We start from the raw sequence: 21690 nt of genomic DNA on the forward strand, positions 1-21690 counted from the left end.
GTGCCCGACACCACCCCCCGGTCCGCCGGACGGGGAGCCGATCTGGAGGCACTGCGGGAGCGCACCCGCGCGCTGTGCGCCGGGTTCCCGGACGCGTACTGGCGCGAGACCGACCGCGACCGCCGCTATCCGCAGGAGTTCGTCGACACCCTGACCGCGGCCGGCCTGCTGTCGGTCCTCGTCCCTCCCGAGTACGGCGGCGCCGGCCTGGGCGTGACCGAGGCGTCGGTCGTGATGGAGGAGATCAACCGGTCCGGCGGGCACTCGGCCGCCTGCCACGCGCAGATGTACACGATGGCAGCCCTGCTGCGGCACGGCAGCCGGGCCCTCAAGGACGCCTACCTGCCGCTCATCGCCCGGGGCGAGCTGCGGCTGCAGGCGTTCTCCGTCACCGAGGCCGCCGCCGGCTCGGACACCACCGCCATCGCCACCACCGCGACCCGCGACGGCGACGACTACGTCCTCACCGGGCACAAGAACTGGACCAGCCGCATCGCCGAGTCCGACCTGGCCCTCGTCCTCGCCCGCACCGGCGAGCGGGCCGCCGACCGGACCCGCGGGCTGACCCTCTTCCTCCTCGACCTGCGCCGGGTGCGCGCCCAGCAGCCGGAGACCCTCGAGGTCGTGCCGGTGCGCACGATGTTCAACTACGCCACCAACCAGGTGCACTACCGCGGCGTGCGGGTGCCTGCCGACCACGTCGTCGGCGAGGTCGATGCCGGCTTCCGGTACGTGATCGACGGCTGGAACGCCGAGCGCATCCTGCTCGCCGCCGAGGCGATCGGCGACGGCTACTGGTTCGTCGAGCGGGCCGTCGCCTACGCCACCGAGCGGCAGGTCTTCGGCCGCCCGATCGGCGCCAACCAGGGCATCCAGTTCCCCCTCGCCGACGCCTACATGAAGGTGCGCGCCGCGGACCTGGCGCGGTGGGAGGCCGCCCGGCTGTTCGACGCGGGACAGCCGTGCGGCGCCGAGGCCAACATGGCCAAGCACCTGGCCTCCGAGGCCAGCTGGGCCGCGGCCAACGTCGCCCTGGACACCCACGGTGGCAACGGGTTCGTCGACGAGTACGACGTGGAGCGCAAGTTCCGGGAGACCCGGCTGTACCAGGTGGCGCCGGTCAGCAACAACATGATCAAGGCGTTCGTCGCCACTAAGGTGCTGGGGCTCCCCCGGTCCTACTGACCGGCCCGCACCCGGGTCGCGGACACGGCGTCGACTGCACCCTGACGGACCTGCCCCTCCGCCACCGGTCCCCCGGCCGGCGTCCGGAACCGGGCGCCCGGCCCACGGTCCGGGCCGTTGACGTCCCGTCCCCTCCGGGTCACCCCCGCCCGCCGGTGCCGGCGGGGTTTCGGACGGTGCGACGCGGGCAGGTCTGCTCCGAGCCCCGGCCCGCGGTTGCCGCGCCGCACCACGGGACGTCGAGAGGCCGGCCGTGGACATCGCCATCCGCTTCGCCGAGGCGCTGCACGAGCGCTCCGGCGGTTCCGACGACCCGGACCTGCTCGCCGTCCGGCTGGCGCGCGCCGCCGCCGTGCTCCCCGTGGAGGGGGTCGGGCTGAGCGTCCACGGGGAGCGCGACCTGCGCACCCCGCTGGCGGCCAGCAGCGAGGTCGCCGCGACGGCCGAACGCCTGCAGTTCACCGCCGGCAGCGGGCCGTGCCTGCTGGCCGCCCAGGCCGGGTTGCCGGTCTTCGGCACCGAGGCGGTGCTGGCGCGCCGCTGGCCGGTCTTCCACGACCTGCTCGTCACCTCCACGCCGCTGCGCAGCGTGCTCGCCCTGTCGCTGGCCGGCCGCCTGAAGGGCGTCGGTGGGATGGATCTCTACTCCGCCGACCCCGACGGGGCGACCGCCGTCGACGCCTTCGAGGCGCGGTGCGTCGCCGAGCTGGTCGCCGACCACCTGGACGGCGCAGCCGACTGGTCGGTGTGGACCCCGACCGAGGCTCCCGCCTGGGTGAACACCCCGGATGCGCGCCGCCGCGGGCGGCTGTGGATGGCCGTCGGCATGCTGACGATCAGCCTGCAGGTGCCCGCCGCGGACGCGCTCGCGCTGCTGCGGGGCTACGCCTACGCCGCGGGCCGGACCGCCGACGACGTGGCCGCCGACCTGGTCGAGCGACGCCTCCCACCCGACGGCTGCGCGCGGGCGCCGGCAGCGAGCCCTGACCGGCCCGCCGGAGGGGCGCGGTTCCCCGGCGCCTCACGGCCAGGCCCGGGCCGCGGCCGTCCAGCGTGCGGCCGGCGACGGCAGGTCGCCGGTGCGCGGTGTCCGCCGGGCGAACACCTCCGCGCCCACGGCGCAGCCGCCGGGACAGTCCACGTCGAGCGGGATGCCGCCGCGCCAGCCCACGGCGGCGCTCCGCCCGCAGCTCGGGCAGGTCTCCCAGGTGAGGCGCTCACTCGTGCTCATGACAGGACACCTCGTGGCCGCGGACGTCCACGACCGGGCCGGGGAGCCGAGACCTCCGGCGCGAGCCTGCGCGCTCCCGTGGTGCGGAGGACGTACCCAGCACGCCCGTGCGCAACCCGGCAGCGGGCAACGGGCAGCGACCCGACCCGGCCGCCGGGCTCCACTGCCCGGCCGCGAGCCCACCGGGTGCCGGTGTGTCCGGGGAGCGGCACCGGCTCCGCGGGCCTGTTCGTCCCCGCTTTCACCGGCTGCTTCGGGCTCACCGAGGCCGCGGACCGGTTCTCCGGCCCGTGCTGCCCGCGTTGGTCGTCTGGTTCGTCGTGCTCAGCGCGGCGTAGCGCGCCCGGCTGCTCGAGCGGGCCCTGGGGCTGGTGCCCCCCGCGCGGGACGGCGTGCCGGCGCACTGACAGTGAGGGCATGCACCCGGGGGGACCGAGCCGGCGGCCGGGGGCGGTCGCCGGGCGGGCGGCGAGGCGTCAGTCGCGGCGGCGGCGCTTGTCGGCGTACATCCGCCGATCGGCATCGCCGATCAGCGTCGCCGCACCGGCCGACGCGTCCGTGCCGCCGTGGACGTGACCGAGCCCGATGGAGCACCGGACCGGAACCGGCCTGCCGTCCAGGTCGAACGGCTCGACGAGGAGCGTGTGCAGTCGCCGGACGAGGGCCTGGGCGTCGTACGGGGCGCTCCGCTCGCAGATGACGGCGAACTCGTCGCCGCCGAGGCGGGCCGCGGTGTCGCTGGCGCGCAGGGCCGCGGTGAGCCGGCCGGCGAACGCGGCCAGCACCCTGTCCCCGGCCGGGTGCCCGTACCGGTCGTTGATCGCCTTGAACCCGTCGAGGTCGATCATCAGCACGCAGGTCTCGGTGCCCTCGCGGTGTCCCCGGTCGAGCGCGTGCTGCAGGCGGTCCCGGAAGAGCACCCGGTTGGGCAGGCCGGTCAGCGGGTCGTGCACCGCCTGGTGCCGCAGCCCCGCCTCGACGGCCTTCCGGTCCCCGATGTCCTCGATGATCATCACCAGGTGCGCCGTCCGGCCGCCGTCGGCGTCGACCCACGACGTCGCGACCTGCACCGCGACGGGCTCGCCGTCGGTACGCAGGAACCGGCACTCGTGACGCCAGAGGGAACTGCGGTGGACCCGCAGGGCGGCGCAGGACCGGCGGGCACCGTCGCGGTCGTCGGGGTGCGTCAGGTCGAACAGGGACGTGCCCGGCAGGGCCTCGGGCGTCCGCCCGAGCAGACGGCAGAGGGCCAGGTTGACCTCGGCCAGCACGCCGTCGACGGTCGTCACGGCCATGCCCATGGGCGCGTGCAGGAAGGCCGAGTGCAGGGCGGCCGCGTGCGAGGAGGCGAGGTGTCCGCCGCTCATCGTGACGTCACCTGGCCGGGACACCTCTCGTCGGTTCCCACCGGACGGCCCACCCACTCCTCGGGCCCGGCGCCCCGTCGACCCGGCCGGCGAGGGACGGTCCGGCCTCAGCGCCCCGGACCGCCGAGCGACGGGGACGGCGTCGGCAGGGCGTCCTCGACCAGGGCCTCGAGGGTCGCCCTGGCCCCCCGGTCGTGCAGCGAGGCCAGTGCCGCCAGGTAGGGCCCGGTGAACCGCTCGTCGTCCACGAGGTCCCCGAACAGCGCCCGGTCGGCGACGAAGGCGAGCGGCTCCTCCCGCTGGCGGCGCGCCGCGGCCATGAGGGGGTCCCGCCTGACGTCGGCGATCTCGATCGGCCGGCCCTGCTCGTCCACGCCCTCGGAGTACCGGGCCCAGCCCGCGACGACCGCGGCCGAGCGGCGCACCTCCCCGCCGCGGGCGAGCTGGTCCCGGACGACCGGGAGCAGCCACTTGGGCAGCCGCTCGGACCCGTCGAAGGCCAGCCGCGCCAGCGTGTCGCGGATGTGCGGGTTGGAGAAACGGGCGATCAGGGTGCTCCGGTAGTCCTCGAGGTCGATCCCGGGGACCGGCCGGAGGGTGGGCGTGGCCTCCTCCGCCATGTAGCCGAGCAGGAACCGCTGGAACAGCGGGTCCTGCGCCGCGTCGTGGACGAGCCGGTAACCGGCGAGGTGGCCGAGGTAGGCGAGCGCCTGGTGGCTGGCGTTGAGCAGCCGCAGCTTCATCCGCTCGTAGGGGTCGACGTCGTCGACCAGCTGGACGCCGGCCTCCTCCAGGGGCGGGCGCCCGAGGCCGAAGCGGTCCTCGAGGACCCACTGGGTGAAGTCCTCGCAGACCACCGGCCACCCGTCGTCGACCCCGAACCGCCGGGCCACCTCGGCCCGGTCGTCGTCGGTGGTCGCGGGGGTGATCCGGTCGACCATGGAGTTCGGGAACGGCACCTCCCGCTCGACCCACGCGCCGAGCTCCGGGTCCCGCAGGCCGGCGAAGGCGGCGAAGCTGCGGCGGGCGACGTCGCCGTTGTGCTGGATGTTGTCGCAGGACACCACGGTGAACGGGGCGAGACCGCGGTCGCGCCGGCGCACCAGCGCCTCGGTGACCAGACCGAACGACGTCCGCAGCGCGGCGCCGGGCCGGAGGTCGGAGACGACGTCGGGGTGGGTCGGGTCGAACTCCCCGGTGACCGCCCCGATGTTGTAGCCGCCCTCGGTGACCGTCAGCGACACGATCCGGGTGTCGTCGGCCGCCATCTTCTCGACGACCGCGTCGGGGTCGTCCGGTGCCAGCAGGTACTCGACGACCGATCCCACGACGCGGGCGTCGAAGCGCCCGTCGGAGTGCTTCACCACCAGGGTGTACAGGCAGTCCTGGGCGGCCATCACCTCTGCTGTCCGGCGGTCGGAGGGCAGGACGCCGACGCCGCAGATGCCCCAGTCCCGCGCCTGCCCCTGCTCCAGGAGCCGGTCCAGGTACATGGCCTGGTGCGACCGGTGGAACGCACCCACCCCCAGGTGCACGATCCCGGTCCGCACCGCGGACCGGTCGTAGGACGGCACGGACAGCGAGCCTCCGAGGGACGCCAGGGTCGCGGTGCTGAGCTGGTGCACGGCTGGTCCTCCGCTGCGCTCAGGCCGGTATCCGGCGGCCGGTCGAGGGGGAGAAGAGGTGCTCCTTGCCCGGCTGGATGCGCAGGTGCACCCGCTCTCCCTTCGACGGCGGCCGGGCGGGGTCGACCCGCGCGACGATGTTCTCGCCGAGCGGGCCCGAGGACTCACGGAGCTCGGGCAGCGTCCCGTGCAGGAACGCGTCGGAGCCGAGCTCCTCCACCACCCCGACGTCCACGGGGAGGGCGCCGGGGTCGTGCTCCGTGGCGAGGTCGAGGGCCTCCGGCCGGAAGCCGACGACGACGCGGTCGGCCCCCTCCTCCGAGAGCGCGCTCAACGCTGCGGTGGTCAGTGGCAGGCGCGCCCGCCCGAGGACGGCGTGCCCGTCGTCCAGGCGGAACTCCGCGATGTTCATGCCGGGGGATCCGATGAACCCGGCGACGAAGACGTTGGCCGGCTCCTGGTAGAGCCGCAGCGGCGTGTCGCACTGCTCGAGGACGCCGGCCCGCAGCACCGCCACGCGGTCCCCCATCGTCATCGCCTCGACCTGGTCGTGGGTGACGTAGACCGTCGTGGTCCCCAGCCGGCGCTGCAGCGCGGCGATCTGCGTGCGGGTCTGCACGCGCAGCTTGGCGTCGAGGTTGGACAGCGGCTCGTCCATGAGGAACACCTGCGGCGAGCGCACGATCGCCCGGCCCATGGCGACGCGCTGGCGCTGCCCGCCGGAGAGGGCCTTGGGCTTGCGGTCCAGGAAGGTCTCCAGGTCGAGGATCTTCGCCGCCTCCTGAACCCGCTGGGCGATCTCGTCCTTGCCCACGCCGGCGATCTTCAGCGCGAAGCCCATGTTGTCCGCGACCGTCATGTGGGGGTACAGCGCGTAGCTCTGGAACACCATGGCGATGTCCCGGTCCTTGGACTTCAGGTGCGTGACGTCCCGGTCCCCGATGCGGATCGCGCCGTCGTCGATGTCCTCCAGACCGGCGAGCATCCGGAGGCTGGTGGACTTGCCGCAGCCGGAGGGGCCGACCAGGACGAGGAACTCGCCGTCGGCGATCTCGAGGTCGAGGGCGTCGACCGCGGGCTTGTCGGAGCCGGGGTAGATGCGGCTCGCCCGGTCGTAGGTGACGGAGGCCATGGGATCTCTCCTTGCTGGGCCGGAGGTCAGGGGACGTCAGGTCTGGGGGTGGACGACGACCTTCACCGACTGCGGGTCGCGGCGACCGGCCGTCAGCGCGTCCTCGGCCTGGTCCAGGCGGTAGGTGCCGGTGACCAGGCGGTCGAGGTCGATCCGCCCGGCGGCGACCAGCGCGATCGCCGTCGGCCAGGTGTTGGCGTAGCGGAAGGTGCCGGTGACCTCGAGCTCCCGTTCCTGCACCACCGACAGCGGCAGGGGCAGCTCGTCGCCGCCCATGCCGACGAGCACCGCCCGACCGGCCCGGTCGAGGGCGCGGATGGCCTCGCCGGTGGCCGCCGGGTGACCGGAGCACTCCAGCAGCACATCGGGCGGGCGCGGCAGGTCCGTCACGCGGGCCGTCCGGGCGTCGACGACCGCGGTGGCGCCGAGGTCACGGGCCAGGGCCAGCCGCGCGGGGTTGACGTCGGACACCACGATCTCCGTGGCGCCGAACGCCCGCGCCACCTGGATGCTGACCAGCCCGATGGGCCCGGCGCCGGTGATCAGCACCCGCGAGCCGGCGCCCACCCGGCCCCTGCGGCAGGCCCAGATGCCGACCGACAGGGGTTCCAGCAGCGCGGCGGCGTCGTCGCCGATCGTCTCGGGCACCGGGTGGGCGAAGGCCGCGTGGACGACGACGTACTCGGCGAAGGCACCGTCGATCGGCGGGGTCGCGAAGAAGCGCATGCCCGGGCAGAGGTTGTAGCGCCCGGCCAGGCACTGCGGGCAGGTCAGGTCCGGCACCCCCGGCTCGACCGACACCCGCTGCCCGACGGCGAGCGTGCCCACCCCGGGGCCGAGGGCGGCCACCTCCCCCGCCGCCTCGTGCCCCAGCACGAGCGGGGACTCGACGACGAACCGGCCGATGCGCCCGTGGTCGTAGTAGTGGGTGTCCGACCCGCACACGCCGACCGACGTGACCCGGACGACGACCTCCCCGGGACCGGCCTCGGGGACGGGCCGCTCCTCGACCACCACGTCACCGATCCCGCGCAGCACCGCGGCCCGCATCACCGGGGCACGGAGGCCGTCCGTTCCGGCCGCCGCGAGGACACCCGCCCGGCTCACTTGACCGCTCCCAGCGACAGTCCCTGCACCAGCTTGTCCTGGGCGGCGAAGCCGGCGATGAGCACGGGCAGCGACACCACGAACGAGGCCGCGCAGACCTGCGCCAGGAAGAGCCCCTGGCTGGTCACGAAACCGGTCAGGTACACCGGTGCCGTCCCGGCCACGGTGCCGGTCAGGGTCCGGGCCAGGAGCAGCTCGTTCCAGCTGAAGATGAAGCAGATCAGCGAGGTCGCGGCGATGCCCGGCAGGACGATGGGCGCCACCACCGAGCGAAGGGTCAGCAGCAGCCCCGCGCCGTCCATCGACGCCGCCTCGAGGATCTCGACCGGCACCTCGGCGAGGAAGGAGCGCATCATCCAGACCGCGATCGGCAGGTTCATGGCCGTGTACAGGACGATGAGCAGCCAGATGTTGTCCAGCAGACCGCTCCACTGGGCGAACAGGTAGATGGGGAGCAGCCCGGCCACGATCGGCAGCATCCGGGTGGACAGGAAGAAGAACATCACGTCGGTCCACTTGCGCACCGGCTTGATCGACAGCGCGTAGGCGGCCGGGATGGCCAGCAGCAGCACGATGATCGTCGAGACCACGCTGGCCGTCAGCGAGTTGGCCAGCGCCGGCCAGGGACTGGTGCCGGCGCCCACACCGAAGAAGGACTGGTAGCCCTCGGTGGTCAACGGGGCGAACAGCGAGGGCGGGTTGGTGGCGGCGTCCTCCTCGCTGTGGAACGACGTCAGCACCATCCACAGCACGGGCACGACGAACAGGAATCCGATCAGCCAGGCGAGCAGCCCCAGCAGGGCACCGGACCGCGGCTTGCGCGGCCGGCGGGGTGTGCCCTCGGGCGTGCGGGTGGCGGGGACCGGTGCGACGTCGGTGACGGAGCTCATCGCGCGTTCTCCTCCTGGAACAGCGTCGACACCGTCCGCAGCGCCAGCGTGGCGATGACGATCGTGCCGATGACGACGACGACGCCGGCGGCCGAGGCCCGGCCGTAGTCGTGGGCCTGGTAGAAGGTCTGGTAGATCACGTACGGGAGGTTCGCCGTGCCCAGGCCGCCCGAGGTGATCGTGAAGACCGCGTCGAAGTTCTGCACGATGTAGATCGCCCCCAGCAGCCCGCCCAGCTCCAGATAGCGGCGCAGGTGCGGGAACGTCATGTAGCGGAAGATCTGCCAGGCGCTCGCGCCGTCGATCCGCGCCGCCTCGATGACGTCCAGCGGCCGGCTCTGCAGCCCGGCCAGCAGGATCAGCATCATGAACGGCGTCCACTGCCAGATGAGCGCCACCTCCACCGAGATCAGCGGCGCCATGGTGATCCAGTCCGGCTGCGGCGCGTCGTCCGAGCCGAACAACCGCCAGATCGCGGTGAGCGTGCCGTTGAGCAGGCCGTACTCGGGGTTGAACAGCGCGTGCTTCCACAGCAGCGCCGCGGCCACCGGCACGATCAGGAACGGCGTGATCATCATGGTGCGCACCACGCCGCGGCCGCGGAACTGCCGGTCCAGCAGCAGCGCGATGCCCATCCCCAGCAGCAGGCTGACCAGCACGACGACCGCGGTCAGGATCACCGTGACGAGGATGGCCCGGCGCATGTTGACGTCGGTCAGCACGCTCGCGTAGTTCCCGAACCCGGCGAAGCCGCGCTCGTCGGGGTAGTAGGCGTTCCAGTCCATGAACGAGACGATCAGCGTGACCACGAACGGCAGCTGGGTGACGACGATCGTGAACACCAGCGCGGGCAGCAGCGGCGCCCGGCGGGCCCAGTCGGCGGACCTGCGGAGCGCTCCGCCCGAGGGCGGCGAGGGCGGCGCCGGAGGCGGTGCCGGTGGCTGCTGACCGCGCCCGCGGCCGGTCTCGAGAGTGGTGCTCATCCCACTGCCTCCCCCTGGGATCGTCCTGCCGGCTCGGTCACTTCGACTCCCGCTCCCGGTAGCGCTCGGCGACGTCCTCGGCGAGCTGCTGCCCCCGTTCGAGCGCCTCGTCCACGGTCGTCCGGCCGGCGATCGCGGAGCTGACGTCCTGCGACACCTGGGTGGCCAGGTCCGGGAACTCGGGGATGCCGATGAACTGGATCCCGGGTGCGGGGCGGGGCTGCACGCCCGCGTCGTTCGGGTCGGCGCTCTCGATGGCCGCCAGCGTGGGCTCGGCGAACGCCGACGCCTCGGCCAGGTAGTCCGGGTTCTCGTACGTCGACGCCCGCTTGCCGGCGGGCACCTTCGACCAGCCGAGCTCCTCGCCGACGAGTTCCTCGTACTCCCGGCTGGACGCCCAGGAGATGAACTCCCACGCCGCGTCCTTCTTCGCACTCGCCTGCTGGATGCTCCAGGACCACGCGTAGAGCCAGCCCGAGCTGTCCGTCTCGACCACCGGAGCCGCGACGTAACCCATCTTGCCCTTGACCGGCGAGTCGGCGGCCTCGAGGGAGCCGGCGGCGGAGGTCGCGTCGTACCACATGGCCGCGTTGCTCTGCACCACGTTGTTGAGGCACTCGGTGAAGCCGGCCTGCGGTGCACCGACCTCGCCGTGCTCGCGGACGAGGTCCACGTAGAACTGGGTGGCCTCGCGGAACTCCGGGCTGTCGACGCCGGGCTCCCAGTCCTCGGTGAACCAGGTGCCGCCGAAGGTGTTGACCACCGTCGTCAACGGCGCGAACAGCTGGCCCCAGCCAGGCTGGCCGCGCAGGCAGATGCCGGCCATCCCCGGCTGCGCGCCGTCGACCTCGGCCGCGATGTCGGCGACCTCCTGCCAGGTCGGGTTCGCCGGCATCTGGATGCCGGCCGCGTCCAGGACGTCCGCGCGGTACATGAGGAAGGAGGACTCGCCGTAGAAGGGCTCGCCGTACAGGCGGCCGTCGTCGCCGGACAGGGATGCCGTCAACGGCCCGAGGACGTCGTCCTGGTCGAACTCCGCATCCGCCGCGACGTAGTCGTCCAGCGGGGCGATCCACTCGCTCCGGGCGTAGATGGGGATCTCGAAGTTGCTCAGCGTCGCGACGTCGTACTGTCCCGCCTGGCTGGAGAACTCCTGGCTGATCTTGTCCCTGACGTCGTTCTCCGGCAGCACCGTGTAGTTCACCGAGATGCCGGTCTCCGCGGTGAAGTGCTCGGCGGTGAGCTGCTGCAGGTCCACCATCTGCGGGTTGTTGACCATGAGCACGTTGATCGTGTCCGGCCCCCCACCGGTGGGACCCCCGCCCCAGCCGGCACACCCGCCGACCCCCACCGCCAGCGCGGTCGCCGTCGCGGCGGCGAGTGCAGGTCGCACGCGTCTGTGCACAGTGCAGTCCTCCCTGGACGACCACCGTGCTCGCTCATATGAGCAGAGGCAGTCTCAGATGTGTGGCACGAGTCTCATCCGATCGGGTGACGCCGTCAAGAGGTGTGCCATAGTGAGCGTTCCGACGCTCAGATGAGCAGGAGGGTCCATGGCAGAGGTTGCCGACGGTCCGGCCCGGGTCGTCCTCACGGCATCCGTCGCACGGCGGTACTACCTCGACGGCCGGTCGAAGGTGGAGATCGCCGAGGAGTTCGGCCTGAGCCGCTTCAAGGTCGCCCGGCTGCTCGACGCGGCCCGCGCGAGCGGGCTGGTGCGCATCGAGATCCGCCACCAGGGCGAGATCGACGTCGACCTGTCGGCGCGGCTGCAGGACCGGTTCGGGTTGCAGCACTCCGTCGTCGTCGACACCCCCGACGACGACGCCGACTCGCTGCGTGGACACCTCGGTCGGGCGGCGGCCCGGCTGCTCGCGGAGATCATCACGCCGCAGGACGTCCTCGGTCTCGCCTGGGCCCGGGCGGTGAGCGCGATGGCCCGGGCGCTGCCGCCGCTGCCCGGGACGCCGGTCGTCCAGCTCACCGGGGCGCTCTCGCTGCCGGACGGACCCGGCACGTCGGTGGACGTCGTCCGGGAGGTGGCCAGCGCATCGGGCGGCGCGGCGCACGTCTTCTACGCGCCCTTCACGGTCCCCGACGCGGCCACCGCACGGGCTCTCCGGGGCCAGCCCGAGGTGGCCCGCGCCTTCGCCCAGCTCCCCCTCGTGACGAAGGCCGTGGCCGGGGTCGGCCTCTGGAAGCCCGGCCAGTCCACCCTGTACGACGCCCTGTCCGAGGACGACCGCACGGCACTGCACCGCCTGGGCGTCTGCGCCGACGTGTCCGGCGTCTTCCTCTCGGCCGACGGCGAGGCCATCACGACGGAGCTGTCCGAGCGGATGATCGGCATCGACGCCGAGCAGATGCGGGCCATCCCGGAGGTGGTCGTCATCCCCTACGGCGCGTCGAAGAGCCCTGCCGTCCGCGCCGCGCTCCGCAGCGGCCTCGTGGATGGCATCGTGACGCACACGGCCCTGGCCCACGCCGTCCTCGAGGAGTGAGCGCCTGCGCCGACCGGCCGTGGACGACCTGGAGGGGGCCGATGCCGGGCGAGGGCGAACCCGAGGTCCTCCTCCTGGGCGGTACCGCCAACCGCGGACAGGTGGTGCGCGTCGGGGACACCGTCCGCCGGCCGCAGCGCGCCACGAGCCCGGCCACCCACGCCCTGCTGCGCCACCTCGCCGACGTCGGGTTCGCCGGCGCCCCCCGGTTCCTCGGCGTGGACGGGCAGGGGCGGGAGGTCCTCTCCTACGTCGCCGGCACCGCCGTCACGCCGCCCTACCCCGCCTGGGCCCTCACCGACGAGGCGCTCGGGAGCGTCGCCCACCTGCTCCGCGACTACCACCGGGCGGTCAGCACGTTCGACCCTACGTCGCTCCCCTGGCCGCCCTCGCCGCCGGCGCGCTTCGCCGGCGAGCTGGTCAGCCACAACGACGTCAACCTGGACAACGTCGTCTTCCGCGACGGACGGGCCGCGGCCCTCATCGACTTCGACCTCGCCAGCCCGGGCTGCCGCGTCTGGGACGTCGCCTGCGCCGTGCGGCTGTGGGCGCCGCTGCGGCCCGATCGGCTCATCGACGACTCCCGGCGCGGCCGGGCGCTCGCCCGCCTCCGGCTGTTCGTCGACGGCTACGGGCTCTCGCGCACCGACCGGGAACGCCTGGTGACCGCGGTGCGGCAGAACCACGAGTGGTCCTACGACATCGTCGGCACCGCGGCGGCGAACGGTCACGCCGGCTTCGCCGACTACTGGACCGGCGGGGCGCGGGAGCGGGCGGAGCGGACCCGGCAGTGGTACCTCGCCTCCGAGGACCTGCTGCGGACCGCACTCCTGTGACGGCCCGGGGCGCGGGATCGCCCCGGCGCTCAGCGACCGGCGGAGCCGCTCACTCGAAGCGCACGGGCTGCCCGGTGGCCTCCAGCACCGACAGCCACAGGTCGCCGAGCGGGTCGACGTGGTTGCGACGGCTGACCGCCAGCGGCATGGGCATGTGCACGAACCGCCGCCGCCGCCGCGCGACGATGACCTCGGTGCGCCCGGCCATGGCCGCGTGCACGGCGGCGTGGGCCAGGCGGAGGCAGTAGGCGCTGTCGAACGGGTTGGCCGGCACGCTGCGGATCGCGTAGCTCGGGTCGAAGTACCGGACGTTGTTCTCCACGCCGTGCGCGTCCAGGTGCGCCACGATCCGCTTGCGCAGCAGCCGGCCGATGTCACCGAAGCGGATGTTGCCGGAGGCGTCCCGGCCCGGCTCCTCCCCCTCGATGTACTCCTGCCCGGCGCCCTCGGCGACGACCACCACGGCGTGCCCGCGCTCCTGCACCCGCCGGCGCAGGTGCTGCAGCAGCCCGCGCTCGCCGTCCAGGGCGAAGGGCACCTCGGGGATGAGGACGTAGTCGGCGTCGTCCTTGGCCAGCGTCGCGTAGCAGGCGATGAAGCCGGAGTGCCGGCCCATGAGCTTGACCAGGCCGATGCCGCCGGGCGCGGAGCGGGCCTCGATGCTCGCCGCGTGGATGGACTTGGTCGCCTCGGCCATCGCGGTCTGGAAGCCGAAGCTCTGGTCGATGTAGGGGATGTCGTTGTCGATCGTCTTCGGGATCCCCACCACGGCGACCTTCAGGCCCCGCTCCCCCACCACGCGGACGACGTCCATGGCCCCGCGGATGGTGCCGTCGCCGCCGATGACGAACAGGATGTTGATGTTGAGGCGCTCCAGCGCGTCGACGATCTCCTCCGGGTCCTGCTCTCCACGGGAGGTGCCGAGGATCGTGCCGCCCTCGTCGTCGATGTGCCTGACGACCTCCGGGGTGAGGTCGACGACGTCCTCCCCGTAGCGGGGGACGAAGCCCCGGTAGCCGTTGCGGAAGCCGACGATGCGCCGCACTCCGTAGTGCCGGGAGAGCTCGAGCACCAGCCCGCGGATGACGTCGTTCAGGCCGGGACACAGCCCTCCGCAGGTGACGATCCCGACCCGGGTCTTGGCGGGGTCGAAGTAGATCTGCTTCCGCGGGCCGCCCGGCTCCAGGCTCGGCAGCTGCTCGACGGGGAGGCCCCGGCCACCGGCCATGGAGATGGTGTCGTCGAAGAGGATCCGGTCCTCCTCGACGACGGAGTGCTGGGTCGTCTCCCGCGCGACGAGCCGTTCGGCGAGCGGGGAGTCGATCCGGCAGGGTCCGAGCGTGCGCACGGCGAGGTCCTCGTGGCTGACCATGCCGGGAACGCTGCCACACGCGGAACCCGCATCCTCCCGCGGGGACCGGCCGGACCGCCGCCACCGGGCAGGGCGCGCCGGTCACCGCGTGCAGGCGGACCGCTCCTGCGCAGCCGCGCCTCCCGGAGCACCCCGGCCAGGGCGGTGCACGCCGGCCGAGCCGTCCCGTCCCACCACGACTCGTGCAGCGTCCCCGCCGGGTCCACGCTGCCCCTCTGCCTGGTGCCGGACCGGCTCCTACCCTCCCGGCGACGTCTCCGCACCGGTCCGCGGGCGCCCCGGCGGAGGGCGTCGGCCTCCGTTCCCTGCCTCGGGCAGCCCCGCGGTGCTGCGCGCACCGCTCGGCTCGGCGAGGCGGGTGAGCACCGGGCCGGCGACGGCGAGGACGAGCACGTACCCGGTCGCCAGCGGCCCGAGCTCGGGGACGCCGGCCGTCACCGCGAGCCCGGCGATCACGATCGAGAACTCGCCGCGGGCCACCAGCGCCGTCCCGGCGCGCAGCCGGCCGGGCCGCGCCACTCCGTCGCGCCCGGCGGCGAACCAGCCGGTGGCGACCTTGGTGCCCGTGGTGACCAGGGCGAGCAGCAGGACGGCGGGCAGCACGGGCAGCACCGCTCCGGGGTCGGTGGACAGCCCGAAGGCGACGAAGAAGGTCGCCGCGAACAGGTCGCGCAGCGGGCCCAGGACCGCCCGGGCCCGCTCGGCGAAGGACGCCGGCAGGGCCAGCCCGACCAGGAACGCGCCGACCGCCGCGGACGCCCCCAGCGACTGGGCGAGCCCCGCGACCAGCAGCGTCAGACCGACCAGGCGCAGCAGCAACTGCTCGTCGTCGGCGGAGGCCAGCAGCCGGCCGAGCCGGTGTCCCTGCCGCTGGGCGGCCAGCAGCGCCAGCGTGACCGCCCCCACCGCCAGGCCCGCGCCGGCGACAGCGGCCGCCGGCCCCCCGCCGGACAGCGCGACGACGAGCAGCGGCAGGAACAGGGCCATGGCGAGGTCCTCGAGCACCAGCACCGACAGCACCGCCGGGGTCTCCCGGTTGGCCAGCCGGCCGAGGTCGCCGAGCAGCCTGGCGACGATCCCGGACGAGGAGATCCAGGTGACCCCGGCCAGCGCGAGCGCTCCCTGCCAGGGCAGGTCCAGCAGCAGGCCGGCGGCGAAGCCCGGCAGGGCGTTGAGCAGCAGGTCCACCAGGCCGGACGGACCGTGGTGCCGCAGCGAGACGAACAGCTCGTCCGCGGAGAACTCCAGGCCCAGGGCCAGCAGCAGGAGGACGACGCCGATCTCCGCGGCCGCCTCGATGAACGGCTCCGAGGTCGCCAGCGGGACGACGCCGCCCTCTCCCAGGGCGAGCGCCGCGACCAGCACGAACGGCACCGAGGACAGCCCCAGGCGCCGGGCGAGCGAGCCGACCAGGGACAGGCCGGCGAACAGCAGGCCGAGCTCGAGCAACAACTGCGCGACGTGGTCCACCGCCGGTGTCCTACGCCGGCCCGGCCAGGTGCGCCGCGAGCTCCTGCAGCCCGCTGGCCGAGCCGATCGCGACCAGGACGTCCCCGGCGCGCAGCGTGTCGGCCGGTCCCGGGGACGGCACGACGTCGGTGTCCCGCACGATCGCGACGACCGAGCAGCCGGTCAGGGTGCGTGCCCGCGTGTCCCCCAGCGGGCGGCCCGCGAACCGGGAGCCCTCCTGGATCAGGAACCGGCCCGACTCCAGTCCGGGCACCTCCCGGGAGAGGTCGGCGAAGCGCTGGGTCAGCCGGGGAGCGCCGAGCACCTCCGCCAGGGCGTCGACCTCGTCGGGCTCGAGCCGCAGCACACCGCGCGCCCGGTCGGGGTCGCGCCGGTCGTACACGGCGAGCTCGGCCCCGCCCTCCCGCCGGACGACGATCCCCAGCACCTCACCGGCGGAGGTCCGCAGCCGGTAGCGGACGCCGATGCCGGGCAGGAGGGTCTCCTCGAGGTCCATGGCCGCATGGTGGCAGAGCCGTGCCCGGGCTCCACGGCGGATGATGCAGGCCCGCCGTGGGCCCGGTGCGGCGCCTGCTCAGCGCTCGGTGCGGTCGGCCGCGGTCCCGGTCCGGACGACGGTGACCGGGCAGGGGGCGTGCCGCACGCACTGGTCGCTGACCGAGCCGAGCACCAGGCCGGCGAAGCCGCCCAGGCCCCGGGCGCCGACCACCAGGAGGTCGGCGCGGGCGGCGGACTCGATGAGGCCGCGGGCCGGGGTCCCGTGGGTGGTGTGGCAGGTGACCGACAACGCCGGGTCCAGCCGCGCCGCGGCCACGTGGGCCTCGAGCTCCTCCCGCACCGCTGCCTCGAAGTCCTCCAGCGGAGGGATGTAGCCCGGCTCCAGGGTGGCCGGCTGCGGCGCGGTGGTCAGCTTCCAGGCGCGCACCACGTGCAACGGGTAGCCGGCGCGGAGGGCCAGACCCGCCGCCCACTGCAGGGCCTCCTGCGCGCACTCCGAACCGTCGTGCCCGACCAGCACGCCACCTGCGACGTCCGCCACCCGCGCGACGCCGTCGTCGTCGGACTCCAGGTCCATCAACTCCGTCATGGGTCGCAGCGTATGGCGACCGGGGACGCCCGTGGCGACCCGGCGGGCCGACCGCGGCCGCGTCGGGCCGCGACCAGCGCTCGGTCGGTCCGGCGTCGGTCAGCGACCCGGACCCCGAGGATCCGTGGTGGGGGCCGCGCGGCCGTGGTCCCGTGCCGCCTGCCCAGCGGGACCCTCGCTGCGGGATCGGCGGTGGTGCGGTCGCCGTCGCCGTCGCCGTCGCCCGTCGCCGCCGCTGCGCGACCGCAGGCCGCCCACCCCCGGCTCCGGGGTTGGCGGGCCAATCGTTGGGGAGCCACCGATCTACGCTGGAGCGGTGACGACCAGCCAGCCGTCCCCGGCCCTCCGCGACCCCGGCGACCCGCTCGCCCTGGAGCACCAGGTGTGCTTCGCGCTGTCGGTAGCGGCGCGCAACGTGGTGGCCGTCTACCGGCCGGTGCTCGAGCCGCTGGGGCTGACCCATCCGCAGTACCTGGTGATGCTGGCGCTGTGGCAGCACGGGCAGCTGTCGGTCAAAAGGCTCTCCGGCCTGCTGCACCTGGACCCCGGCACCCTCTCGCCGCTGCTCAAGCGGTTGGAGGCGGCCGGCCTGCTGCGCCGCGAGCGCGACCCGGAGGACCAGCGCAACCTGGCGCTGGCGCTGACCGAGCGGGGTCGGGCGCTGCGCGCCCGGGCGGAGGAGATCCCCGTCGGCATCGTCGAGCGCCTCGGCATGCCCGTCGAGCAGCTGACGGCCCTGCACGGGGCGCTGACCCAGGTCATCGCCGCCTCCCAGCAGGCGCTGGCCGACCCCGTCCCCGTCGCGGTCGCCGGCACTCCGACCGGCGTCGCCTGACCGCGGTCGGCGACCGGCAGCTGTGGGTCTGGTTACAATTGGTGCCCCAACCCTTGGCGGACTCAGTTTCCGGGGGACCATGGAGGTGTGAGCCTTCCTCGGCAGGAGCGGACAGCGGTCATGGCAGAACCCGAAGAGCGCGACGCGCCCGCCGCGCCGGTCGTCCGGCCGGCTCCGCACCGGTGGCTCTGGTACGCCCTCGGCGGCGGACTGCCCGCGCGGCACCGCGGCTGGGTGCTGCACGACACCACGACCACCACCTGGTGGGCCCGGCACATCGCCCGCGTCCTCGTCCAGATGTCGATCCCGATCGGGCTGGTCATGGTGCTGCTGCCCGCGTCGTGGGAACTGCGCGCGGCCGTCGCCGGCGGGGGGATCTTCCTCGCCCTGATCTACTCGCTGGCCTACATGCCCGAGACCACGGAGAACCGGGTCGTCAAGGCCGGATACCCGGCCGGTACCGCCACCGCGCGCCGGGAGCACGCCGCGCACCTGCGCGACCTGCGGGACGGCGAGCGCCGGCGGGCCGCCAACGCCCGGCGCGCCGCCCGCTACCGCGACCGCACCGGACGCTGACCGACCCGCCACGGCCCCCAGCAGCCGGTCGCCCGGATCAGGGCGCCGGGAAGGACCGGTCGCCGAAGAGGATGCGGCGGGCCGCGGCCCGCCCGGGCGGCGTGCGCAGCAGCGCGAACGCCGCCGCCGCGACGGCGGGCGTGCGCACCTGCGCCAGTCCCCGGCGCAGCGCGAGCCTCCCCCGGAAGCCGGCGCGCAGCGCGGCCCCGTCGTAGGACGTCAGCGCGTCCGGCCGCCCGGCCCGCAGGGCCGCGTCGAGGACGTCGGCGGCGTGCGCCGACAGCCGCAGGCACGGGTCGAGACCTCCGGCGGTGAGCGGCGAGACCGCGCCCGCGGCATCGCCGACGAGCAGCCCGCCGGCGCAGCTGATCCGGCGCAGCAGGCCACCGACGGGGATCGGGCCGCCCCGCCGCTCCACCGCCTCCGGGCGCTGGACGCCCGCCAGTCCGGGTGCCAAGCCGCCGAACCGGTCCAGGGCACGGCGCATGCCGCCGGGGAAGCGCTCGGCGTAGCCGGCCACACCGACGTGGGCGTGCCGCCCGTCGTTGACGACCCACGCCAGGTACCCGGGGGCGAGCGAGGGGTCGAGCACGCAGTGGAAGGCCGGGGGCTCCGCGCCGCCGGAGACCTCGAAGACCTCCTCGGCACCGACCAGCAGGTGGTCGTTGCGGTCCAGGCCGAGGTCCCGGGCGACTCTGGACCGGGCGCCGTCGGCGCCGACGACGAACCGAGCCCGCACGCGCGCTGGTCCGTCCGGACCGGCCAGCAGGAACGAGCCGCCCTGCCGGCCGGCGTAGCGGGTGCCCAGCGCGATGCGCACGCCGGCGTCGGCCGCCTCGCGGGCCGCGGCTCCGTACAGCGGCCCCATGTCGCCCACCCGGTACTCGTCGCGCGCACTGACCAGGCTCACCGGGCGGCGCAGCCCCGGGGGGTAGAGCACCACCCGCCGGATGGGCGGCCCGAGGTGCTCGGGAGGCAGCGGGAAGTCGTCGAGCGTCTTCCGGACGAAGATCCCCGTGGTGCGGATCGCACCGGTGAGCGTCGACCGCCGTTCGGCCAGCAGCACGTCGTGGCCCCGCCGGGCGAGCAGCGTGGCCGTGTGCAGGCCGGCCAGCCCGGCGCCCACCACCAGGACGTCGACGGTCACCGGTGGGCCCCGGGTGCGGCGTGCGGCGTGTCCTGCTGCTCCGGGACCCACTCGAGCAGGTCGCCGGGCTGGCAGTCCAGCACCTGGCACATGGCCTCCAGCGTGCTGAACCGGACCGCCTTGGCCCGGCCGTTCTTCAGCACCGCGACGTTCGCCGGCGTCAACCCGACCCGGTCGGCGAACTCCCCCACGCTCATCTTGCGCTTGGCCAGCTCGACGTCGATGCGCACCACGATCGGCATCAGATGACCGCTTCCATGTCCGTCCGCAGGGTCGTGGCCTGCCGGAGCAGCGCCCGCATCACCACCACGAGCAGCCCCAGCACGGCCACCGCCACCAGCACCAGCAGCAGCACGACCGGCGGACCGGGGAGGCCCACGCCGACGAGCGACCAGACGAACGTGCCGAAGAGGAGCAGCCACGCGACCGCGATCGCCCCCACGATCGCGTCCACCCAGACCATGGACGCCTCGCTGAAGATGCGGTCGTCCTCGACCAGGGTGAGCAGCTTCCACGTGCACACGATCACGACCTGGACGCAGCCCAGCCCCAGGACCGCCACCACGAGCGTCGGCCACCGCAGGTACGCCAGCTCCGGGGAGTCCTCCGCCATCGCCCCCGACAGCGCCGGCAGGAACAGCACCTGTGCCAGCAGCAGGGCGGCGAACGCCAGCGCGAGCAGGATCCGGAGGGGCACTACCACCCGACGTGTCGTCGTCACGCATCGACTTTCGGCTACTACCTATCGAAAGTCAATCGACGACACGCCCCTGGGGAACAGTCCCCTGGGGAACAGTCAGAGGGGAACGGTCAGATGGAGAACTCCACCCCCTGGGCGAGGGGCAGCTCGCCGGAGTAGTTGATCGTGTTGGTGGCCCGCCGCATGTAGCTGCGCCACGCGTCGGAGCCGGACTCCCGGCCGCCGCCGGTGTGCTTCTCACCGCCGAAGGCCCCGCCGATCTCCGCGCCGGAGGTGCCGATGTTGACGTTGGCGATGCCGCAGTCCGAGCCGTCGGCGGCCAGGAAGCGCTCGGCCTCGGCCTGGTCGCTGGTGAAGATGCTCGACGACAGGCCCTGGGGGACGTCGTTGTTCAGCGCGATGGCCTCCTCCAGCGTGCGGTAGGGCAGCAGGTAGAGGATCGGCGCGAACGTCTCCTGCCGCACGATGTCGGTCTGCTCGGGCATCCGCACGATCGCCGGCTCGGCGTAGTAGGCGGCGGGCGCCTCGTCCTCGAAGCGGCGGCCGCCGCCGACGACCAGCTCGCCGCCCTGCTGCTGCGCGGCCTGCAGCGCGTCCTGCATCGACTTGAAGGCGGCGTCGTGGATCAACGGGCCGACCAGCGTGCCCGCGGCGATCGGCGAGCCGATGGGCAGCCGGCGGTAGACGGCGGCGAGCCGTTCGGTGAGCTGGTCCACCACGTCGACGTGCGCGATGACCCGCCGCATGGTGGTGCAGCGCTGGCCGGCGGTGCCGGCCGCGGAGAACACGATGCCGCGGGTGGTGAGGTCCAGGTCGGCCGACGGCGTCACGATCGCGGCGTTGTTGCCGCCGAGCTCCAACAGCGAGCGGCCGAAGCGGTCGGCCACCCGCGGCCCGACGGCGCGGCCCATCCGGGTCGACCCGGTGGCGCTGAGCAGCGCGACACCCGGGTGGCCGACCAGGGCCTCGCCGACGTCGGGGCCGCCGACGACCACCTGGCCGAGGTCGGCCGGGGCTCCGGTCTCGGCGATCGCGCGGTCGAGCAGGGCGGCGGACGCCAGGGCGGACAACGGCGCCAGCTCCGAGGGCTTCCACACCACCGGGTCCCCGCAGACCAGCGCGATCGCGGTGTTCCACGACCAGACGGCCACCGGGAAGTTGAAGGCGCTGATCACCCCGACGACGCCCAGCGGGTGCCAGGTCTCCATCAGCCGGTGGCCGGGGCGCTCGGAGCTGATCGTCTTCCCGTACAGCTGGCGGGACAGCCCGACGGCGAACTCGCAGATGTCGACCATCTCCTGGACCTCGCCCTCGGCCTCCGAGGTGGTCTTGCCGACCTCGAGGCTGACCAGGGTGCCGAGGTCGGCCTTGTGCTCCCGGAGCAGCTCGCCCAGGCGGCGCACCAGCTGTCCGCGGACCGGTGCGGGCACGGTCCGCCACTCGCGGAACGCCCGGCCCGCGCGGGAGACCACGCCGTCGACGTCCGCCGCGTCCTGCCACCGGACGGAGGCGAGCGGGCGGCCGTTCACCGGGGAGGTGACGGGGCGGTCGCCGGCGAGCCGGTCCGGGTCGACACCGCAGCGGCCGGCGGCCTCCCGGGCCCGGCGGGCGAGGTCGTCGGCGGTGGGCAGGGTGGTCACGGGGAT

The 21690-nt window shown here is 74.1% G+C and carries 22 protein-coding genes; 5 read left to right on the plus strand and 17 right to left on the minus strand.

The genetic code is table 11. From position 1 onward, the window contains the following. Complete coding sequence (locus BUB17_RS04450) at window positions 1-1185, plus strand: acyl-CoA dehydrogenase family protein (protein ID WP_072914031.1); 1185 nt, start codon at window positions 1-3, stop codon at window positions 1183-1185. A gap of 139 nt (window positions 1186-1324) precedes the next feature. On the opposite strand, the gene BUB17_RS26610 is transcribed toward BUB17_RS04450, so the two are convergent. The 9 genes from BUB17_RS26610 to BUB17_RS04490 form a co-directional block, all read right to left on the minus strand. After that, entirely contained in the window at window positions 1325-1906 is a 582-nt protein-coding gene (locus tag BUB17_RS26610) for a hypothetical protein (RefSeq protein WP_175561272.1), read from the minus strand. A gap of 300 nt (window positions 1907-2206) precedes the next feature. Further along, a complete protein-coding gene (locus tag BUB17_RS26615) occupies window positions 2207-2416 on the minus strand; it encodes a hypothetical protein (RefSeq protein WP_175561273.1) in 210 nt (69 codons plus the stop codon). Window positions 2417-2892: 476 nt separating this feature from the next. Beyond that, complete coding sequence (locus BUB17_RS04460) at window positions 2893-3783, minus strand: GGDEF domain-containing protein (RefSeq protein WP_072914037.1); 891 nt, start codon at window positions 3781-3783, stop codon at window positions 2893-2895. A 107-nt stretch (window positions 3784-3890) separates the two neighbouring features. Then, window positions 3891-5408 carry a mannitol dehydrogenase family protein gene (locus BUB17_RS04465; protein ID WP_072914041.1) on the minus strand — a complete coding sequence of 506 codons (1518 nt, stop codon included), beginning with the start codon at window positions 5406-5408 and terminating at the stop codon, window positions 3891-3893. Window positions 5409-5427: 19 nt separating this feature from the next. Next, complete coding sequence (locus BUB17_RS04470) at window positions 5428-6540, minus strand: ABC transporter ATP-binding protein (protein ID WP_072914045.1); 1113 nt, start codon at window positions 6538-6540, stop codon at window positions 5428-5430. Window positions 6541-6576: 36 nt separating this feature from the next. Further along, entirely contained in the window at window positions 6577-7647 is a 1071-nt protein-coding gene (locus tag BUB17_RS04475; RefSeq protein ID WP_244276913.1) for an NAD(P)-dependent alcohol dehydrogenase, read from the minus strand. Further along, a complete protein-coding gene (locus BUB17_RS04480) occupies window positions 7644-8537 on the minus strand; it encodes a carbohydrate ABC transporter permease (RefSeq protein WP_072914049.1) in 894 nt (297 codons plus the stop codon). The genes BUB17_RS04475 and BUB17_RS04480 overlap by 4 nt, the downstream gene beginning before the upstream one ends. After that, on the minus strand, window positions 8534-9520 hold the full coding sequence (locus BUB17_RS04485; RefSeq protein WP_072914052.1) for a carbohydrate ABC transporter permease: 987 nt from the start codon (window positions 9518-9520) through the stop codon (window positions 8534-8536). Before BUB17_RS04485 ends, BUB17_RS04480 begins: the two co-directional genes overlap by 4 nt. Before the next feature lie 37 nt (window positions 9521-9557). Further along, window positions 9558-10913 carry an ABC transporter substrate-binding protein gene (locus BUB17_RS04490; RefSeq protein WP_141242900.1) on the minus strand — a complete coding sequence of 452 codons (1356 nt, stop codon included), beginning with the start codon at window positions 10911-10913 and terminating at the stop codon, window positions 9558-9560. Window positions 10914-11073: 160 nt separating this feature from the next. Here BUB17_RS04490 and BUB17_RS04495 point away from each other — a divergent pair, with 160 nt between their 5' ends. Both BUB17_RS04495 and BUB17_RS04500 read left to right on the plus strand, forming a co-directional pair. Continuing rightward, the gene (locus BUB17_RS04495) at window positions 11074-12021 is read left to right on the plus strand and encodes a sugar-binding transcriptional regulator (protein WP_072914059.1); all 948 of its coding nucleotides are present in this window, start codon (window positions 11074-11076) and stop codon (window positions 12019-12021) included. Between the two features lie 41 nt (window positions 12022-12062). Further along, complete coding sequence (locus BUB17_RS04500) at window positions 12063-12857, plus strand: phosphotransferase (protein ID WP_072914063.1); 795 nt, start codon at window positions 12063-12065, stop codon at window positions 12855-12857. A 49-nt stretch (window positions 12858-12906) separates the two neighbouring features. On the opposite strand, the gene BUB17_RS04505 is transcribed toward BUB17_RS04500, so the two are convergent. The 4 genes from BUB17_RS04505 to BUB17_RS04520 all read right to left on the minus strand — a co-directional run bounded on the left by BUB17_RS04505 (window position 12907) and on the right by BUB17_RS04520 (window position 16786). Next, entirely contained in the window at window positions 12907-14229 is a 1323-nt protein-coding gene (locus BUB17_RS04505) for an ATP-dependent 6-phosphofructokinase (protein WP_072914068.1), read from the minus strand. Window positions 14230-14466: 237 nt separating this feature from the next. After that, entirely contained in the window at window positions 14467-15699 is a 1233-nt protein-coding gene (locus BUB17_RS04510; RefSeq protein WP_072914072.1) for a cation:proton antiporter, read from the minus strand. Between the two features lie 10 nt (window positions 15700-15709). Continuing rightward, entirely contained in the window at window positions 15710-16195 is a 486-nt protein-coding gene (locus BUB17_RS04515) for a cation:proton antiporter regulatory subunit (protein WP_072914076.1), read from the minus strand. Between the two features lie 78 nt (window positions 16196-16273). Beyond that, complete coding sequence (locus BUB17_RS04520; protein WP_072914080.1) at window positions 16274-16786, minus strand: universal stress protein; 513 nt, start codon at window positions 16784-16786, stop codon at window positions 16274-16276. 316 nt (window positions 16787-17102) lie between these two features. On the opposite strand from BUB17_RS04520, the gene BUB17_RS04525 reads away from it, so the two are divergent. Then, window positions 17103-17621 carry a MarR family winged helix-turn-helix transcriptional regulator gene (locus tag BUB17_RS04525; RefSeq protein WP_072914084.1) on the plus strand — a complete coding sequence of 173 codons (519 nt, stop codon included), beginning with the start codon at window positions 17103-17105 and terminating at the stop codon, window positions 17619-17621. 120 nt (window positions 17622-17741) lie between these two features. Continuing rightward, complete coding sequence (locus BUB17_RS04530; RefSeq protein WP_072914086.1) at window positions 17742-18197, plus strand: DUF5313 family protein; 456 nt, start codon at window positions 17742-17744, stop codon at window positions 18195-18197. A gap of 37 nt (window positions 18198-18234) precedes the next feature. On the opposite strand, the gene BUB17_RS04535 is transcribed toward BUB17_RS04530, so the two are convergent. From BUB17_RS04535 to amaB, 4 genes are all read right to left on the minus strand, one after another. Continuing rightward, window positions 18235-19344: an NAD(P)/FAD-dependent oxidoreductase gene (locus tag BUB17_RS04535; RefSeq protein ID WP_072914089.1), complete on the minus strand. Its 1110-nt coding sequence runs from the start codon at window positions 19342-19344 to the stop codon at window positions 18235-18237. Beyond that, window positions 19341-19586: a helix-turn-helix domain-containing protein gene (locus BUB17_RS04540; protein WP_072914091.1), complete on the minus strand. Its 246-nt coding sequence runs from the start codon at window positions 19584-19586 to the stop codon at window positions 19341-19343. The genes BUB17_RS04535 and BUB17_RS04540 overlap by 4 nt, the downstream gene beginning before the upstream one ends. Beyond that, the gene (locus BUB17_RS04545; protein WP_244276915.1) at window positions 19586-20047 is read right to left on the minus strand and encodes a DUF2975 domain-containing protein; all 462 of its coding nucleotides are present in this window, start codon (window positions 20045-20047) and stop codon (window positions 19586-19588) included. The genes BUB17_RS04540 and BUB17_RS04545 overlap by 1 nt, the downstream gene beginning before the upstream one ends. Window positions 20048-20154: 107 nt before the next feature. Next, a complete protein-coding gene (gene amaB, locus BUB17_RS04550) occupies window positions 20155-21684 on the minus strand; it encodes an L-piperidine-6-carboxylate dehydrogenase (protein WP_083606042.1) in 1530 nt (509 codons plus the stop codon). Between the last annotated feature and the right edge of the window lie 6 nt (window positions 21685-21690).

It is taken from the genome of Geodermatophilus obscurus (assembly GCF_900143215.1).
GTDB lineage: Bacteria > Actinomycetota > Actinomycetes > Mycobacteriales > Geodermatophilaceae > Geodermatophilus > Geodermatophilus obscurus_A.

Bases quoted from the DNA above. Each gene is read 5' to 3' on its own strand.
- BUB17_RS04485 (WP_072914052.1), bottom strand. From the start codon at position 9,520: ATGAGCACCACTCTCGAGACCGGCCGCGGGCGCGGTCAGCAGCCACCG.
- BUB17_RS04540 (WP_072914091.1), bottom strand. From the start codon at position 19,586: ATGCCGATCGTGGTGCGCATCGACGTCGAGCTGGCCAAGCGCAAGATG.
- BUB17_RS04505 (WP_072914068.1), bottom strand. From the start codon at position 14,229: ATGGTCAGCCACGAGGACCTCGCCGTGCGCACGCTCGGACCCTGCCGG.
- BUB17_RS04480 (WP_072914049.1), bottom strand. From the start codon at position 8,537: ATGAGCTCCGTCACCGACGTCGCACCGGTCCCCGCCACCCGCACGCCC.
- BUB17_RS26615 (WP_175561273.1), bottom strand. From the start codon at position 2,416: ATGAGCACGAGTGAGCGCCTCACCTGGGAGACCTGCCCGAGCTGCGGG.
- BUB17_RS04495 (WP_072914059.1), top strand. From the start codon at position 11,074: ATGGCAGAGGTTGCCGACGGTCCGGCCCGGGTCGTCCTCACGGCATCC.
- BUB17_RS04515 (WP_072914076.1), bottom strand. From the start codon at position 16,195: ATGGACCTCGAGGAGACCCTCCTGCCCGGCATCGGCGTCCGCTACCGG.
- BUB17_RS04460 (WP_072914037.1), bottom strand. From the start codon at position 3,783: ATGAGCGGCGGACACCTCGCCTCCTCGCACGCGGCCGCCCTGCACTCG.
- BUB17_RS04520 (WP_072914080.1), bottom strand. From the start codon at position 16,786: ATGACGGAGTTGATGGACCTGGAGTCCGACGACGACGGCGTCGCGCGG.
- BUB17_RS04470 (WP_072914045.1), bottom strand. From the start codon at position 6,540: ATGGCCTCCGTCACCTACGACCGGGCGAGCCGCATCTACCCCGGCTCC.
- BUB17_RS04500 (WP_072914063.1), top strand. From the start codon at position 12,063: ATGCCGGGCGAGGGCGAACCCGAGGTCCTCCTCCTGGGCGGTACCGCC.
- BUB17_RS04530 (WP_072914086.1), top strand. From the start codon at position 17,742: ATGGCAGAACCCGAAGAGCGCGACGCGCCCGCCGCGCCGGTCGTCCGG.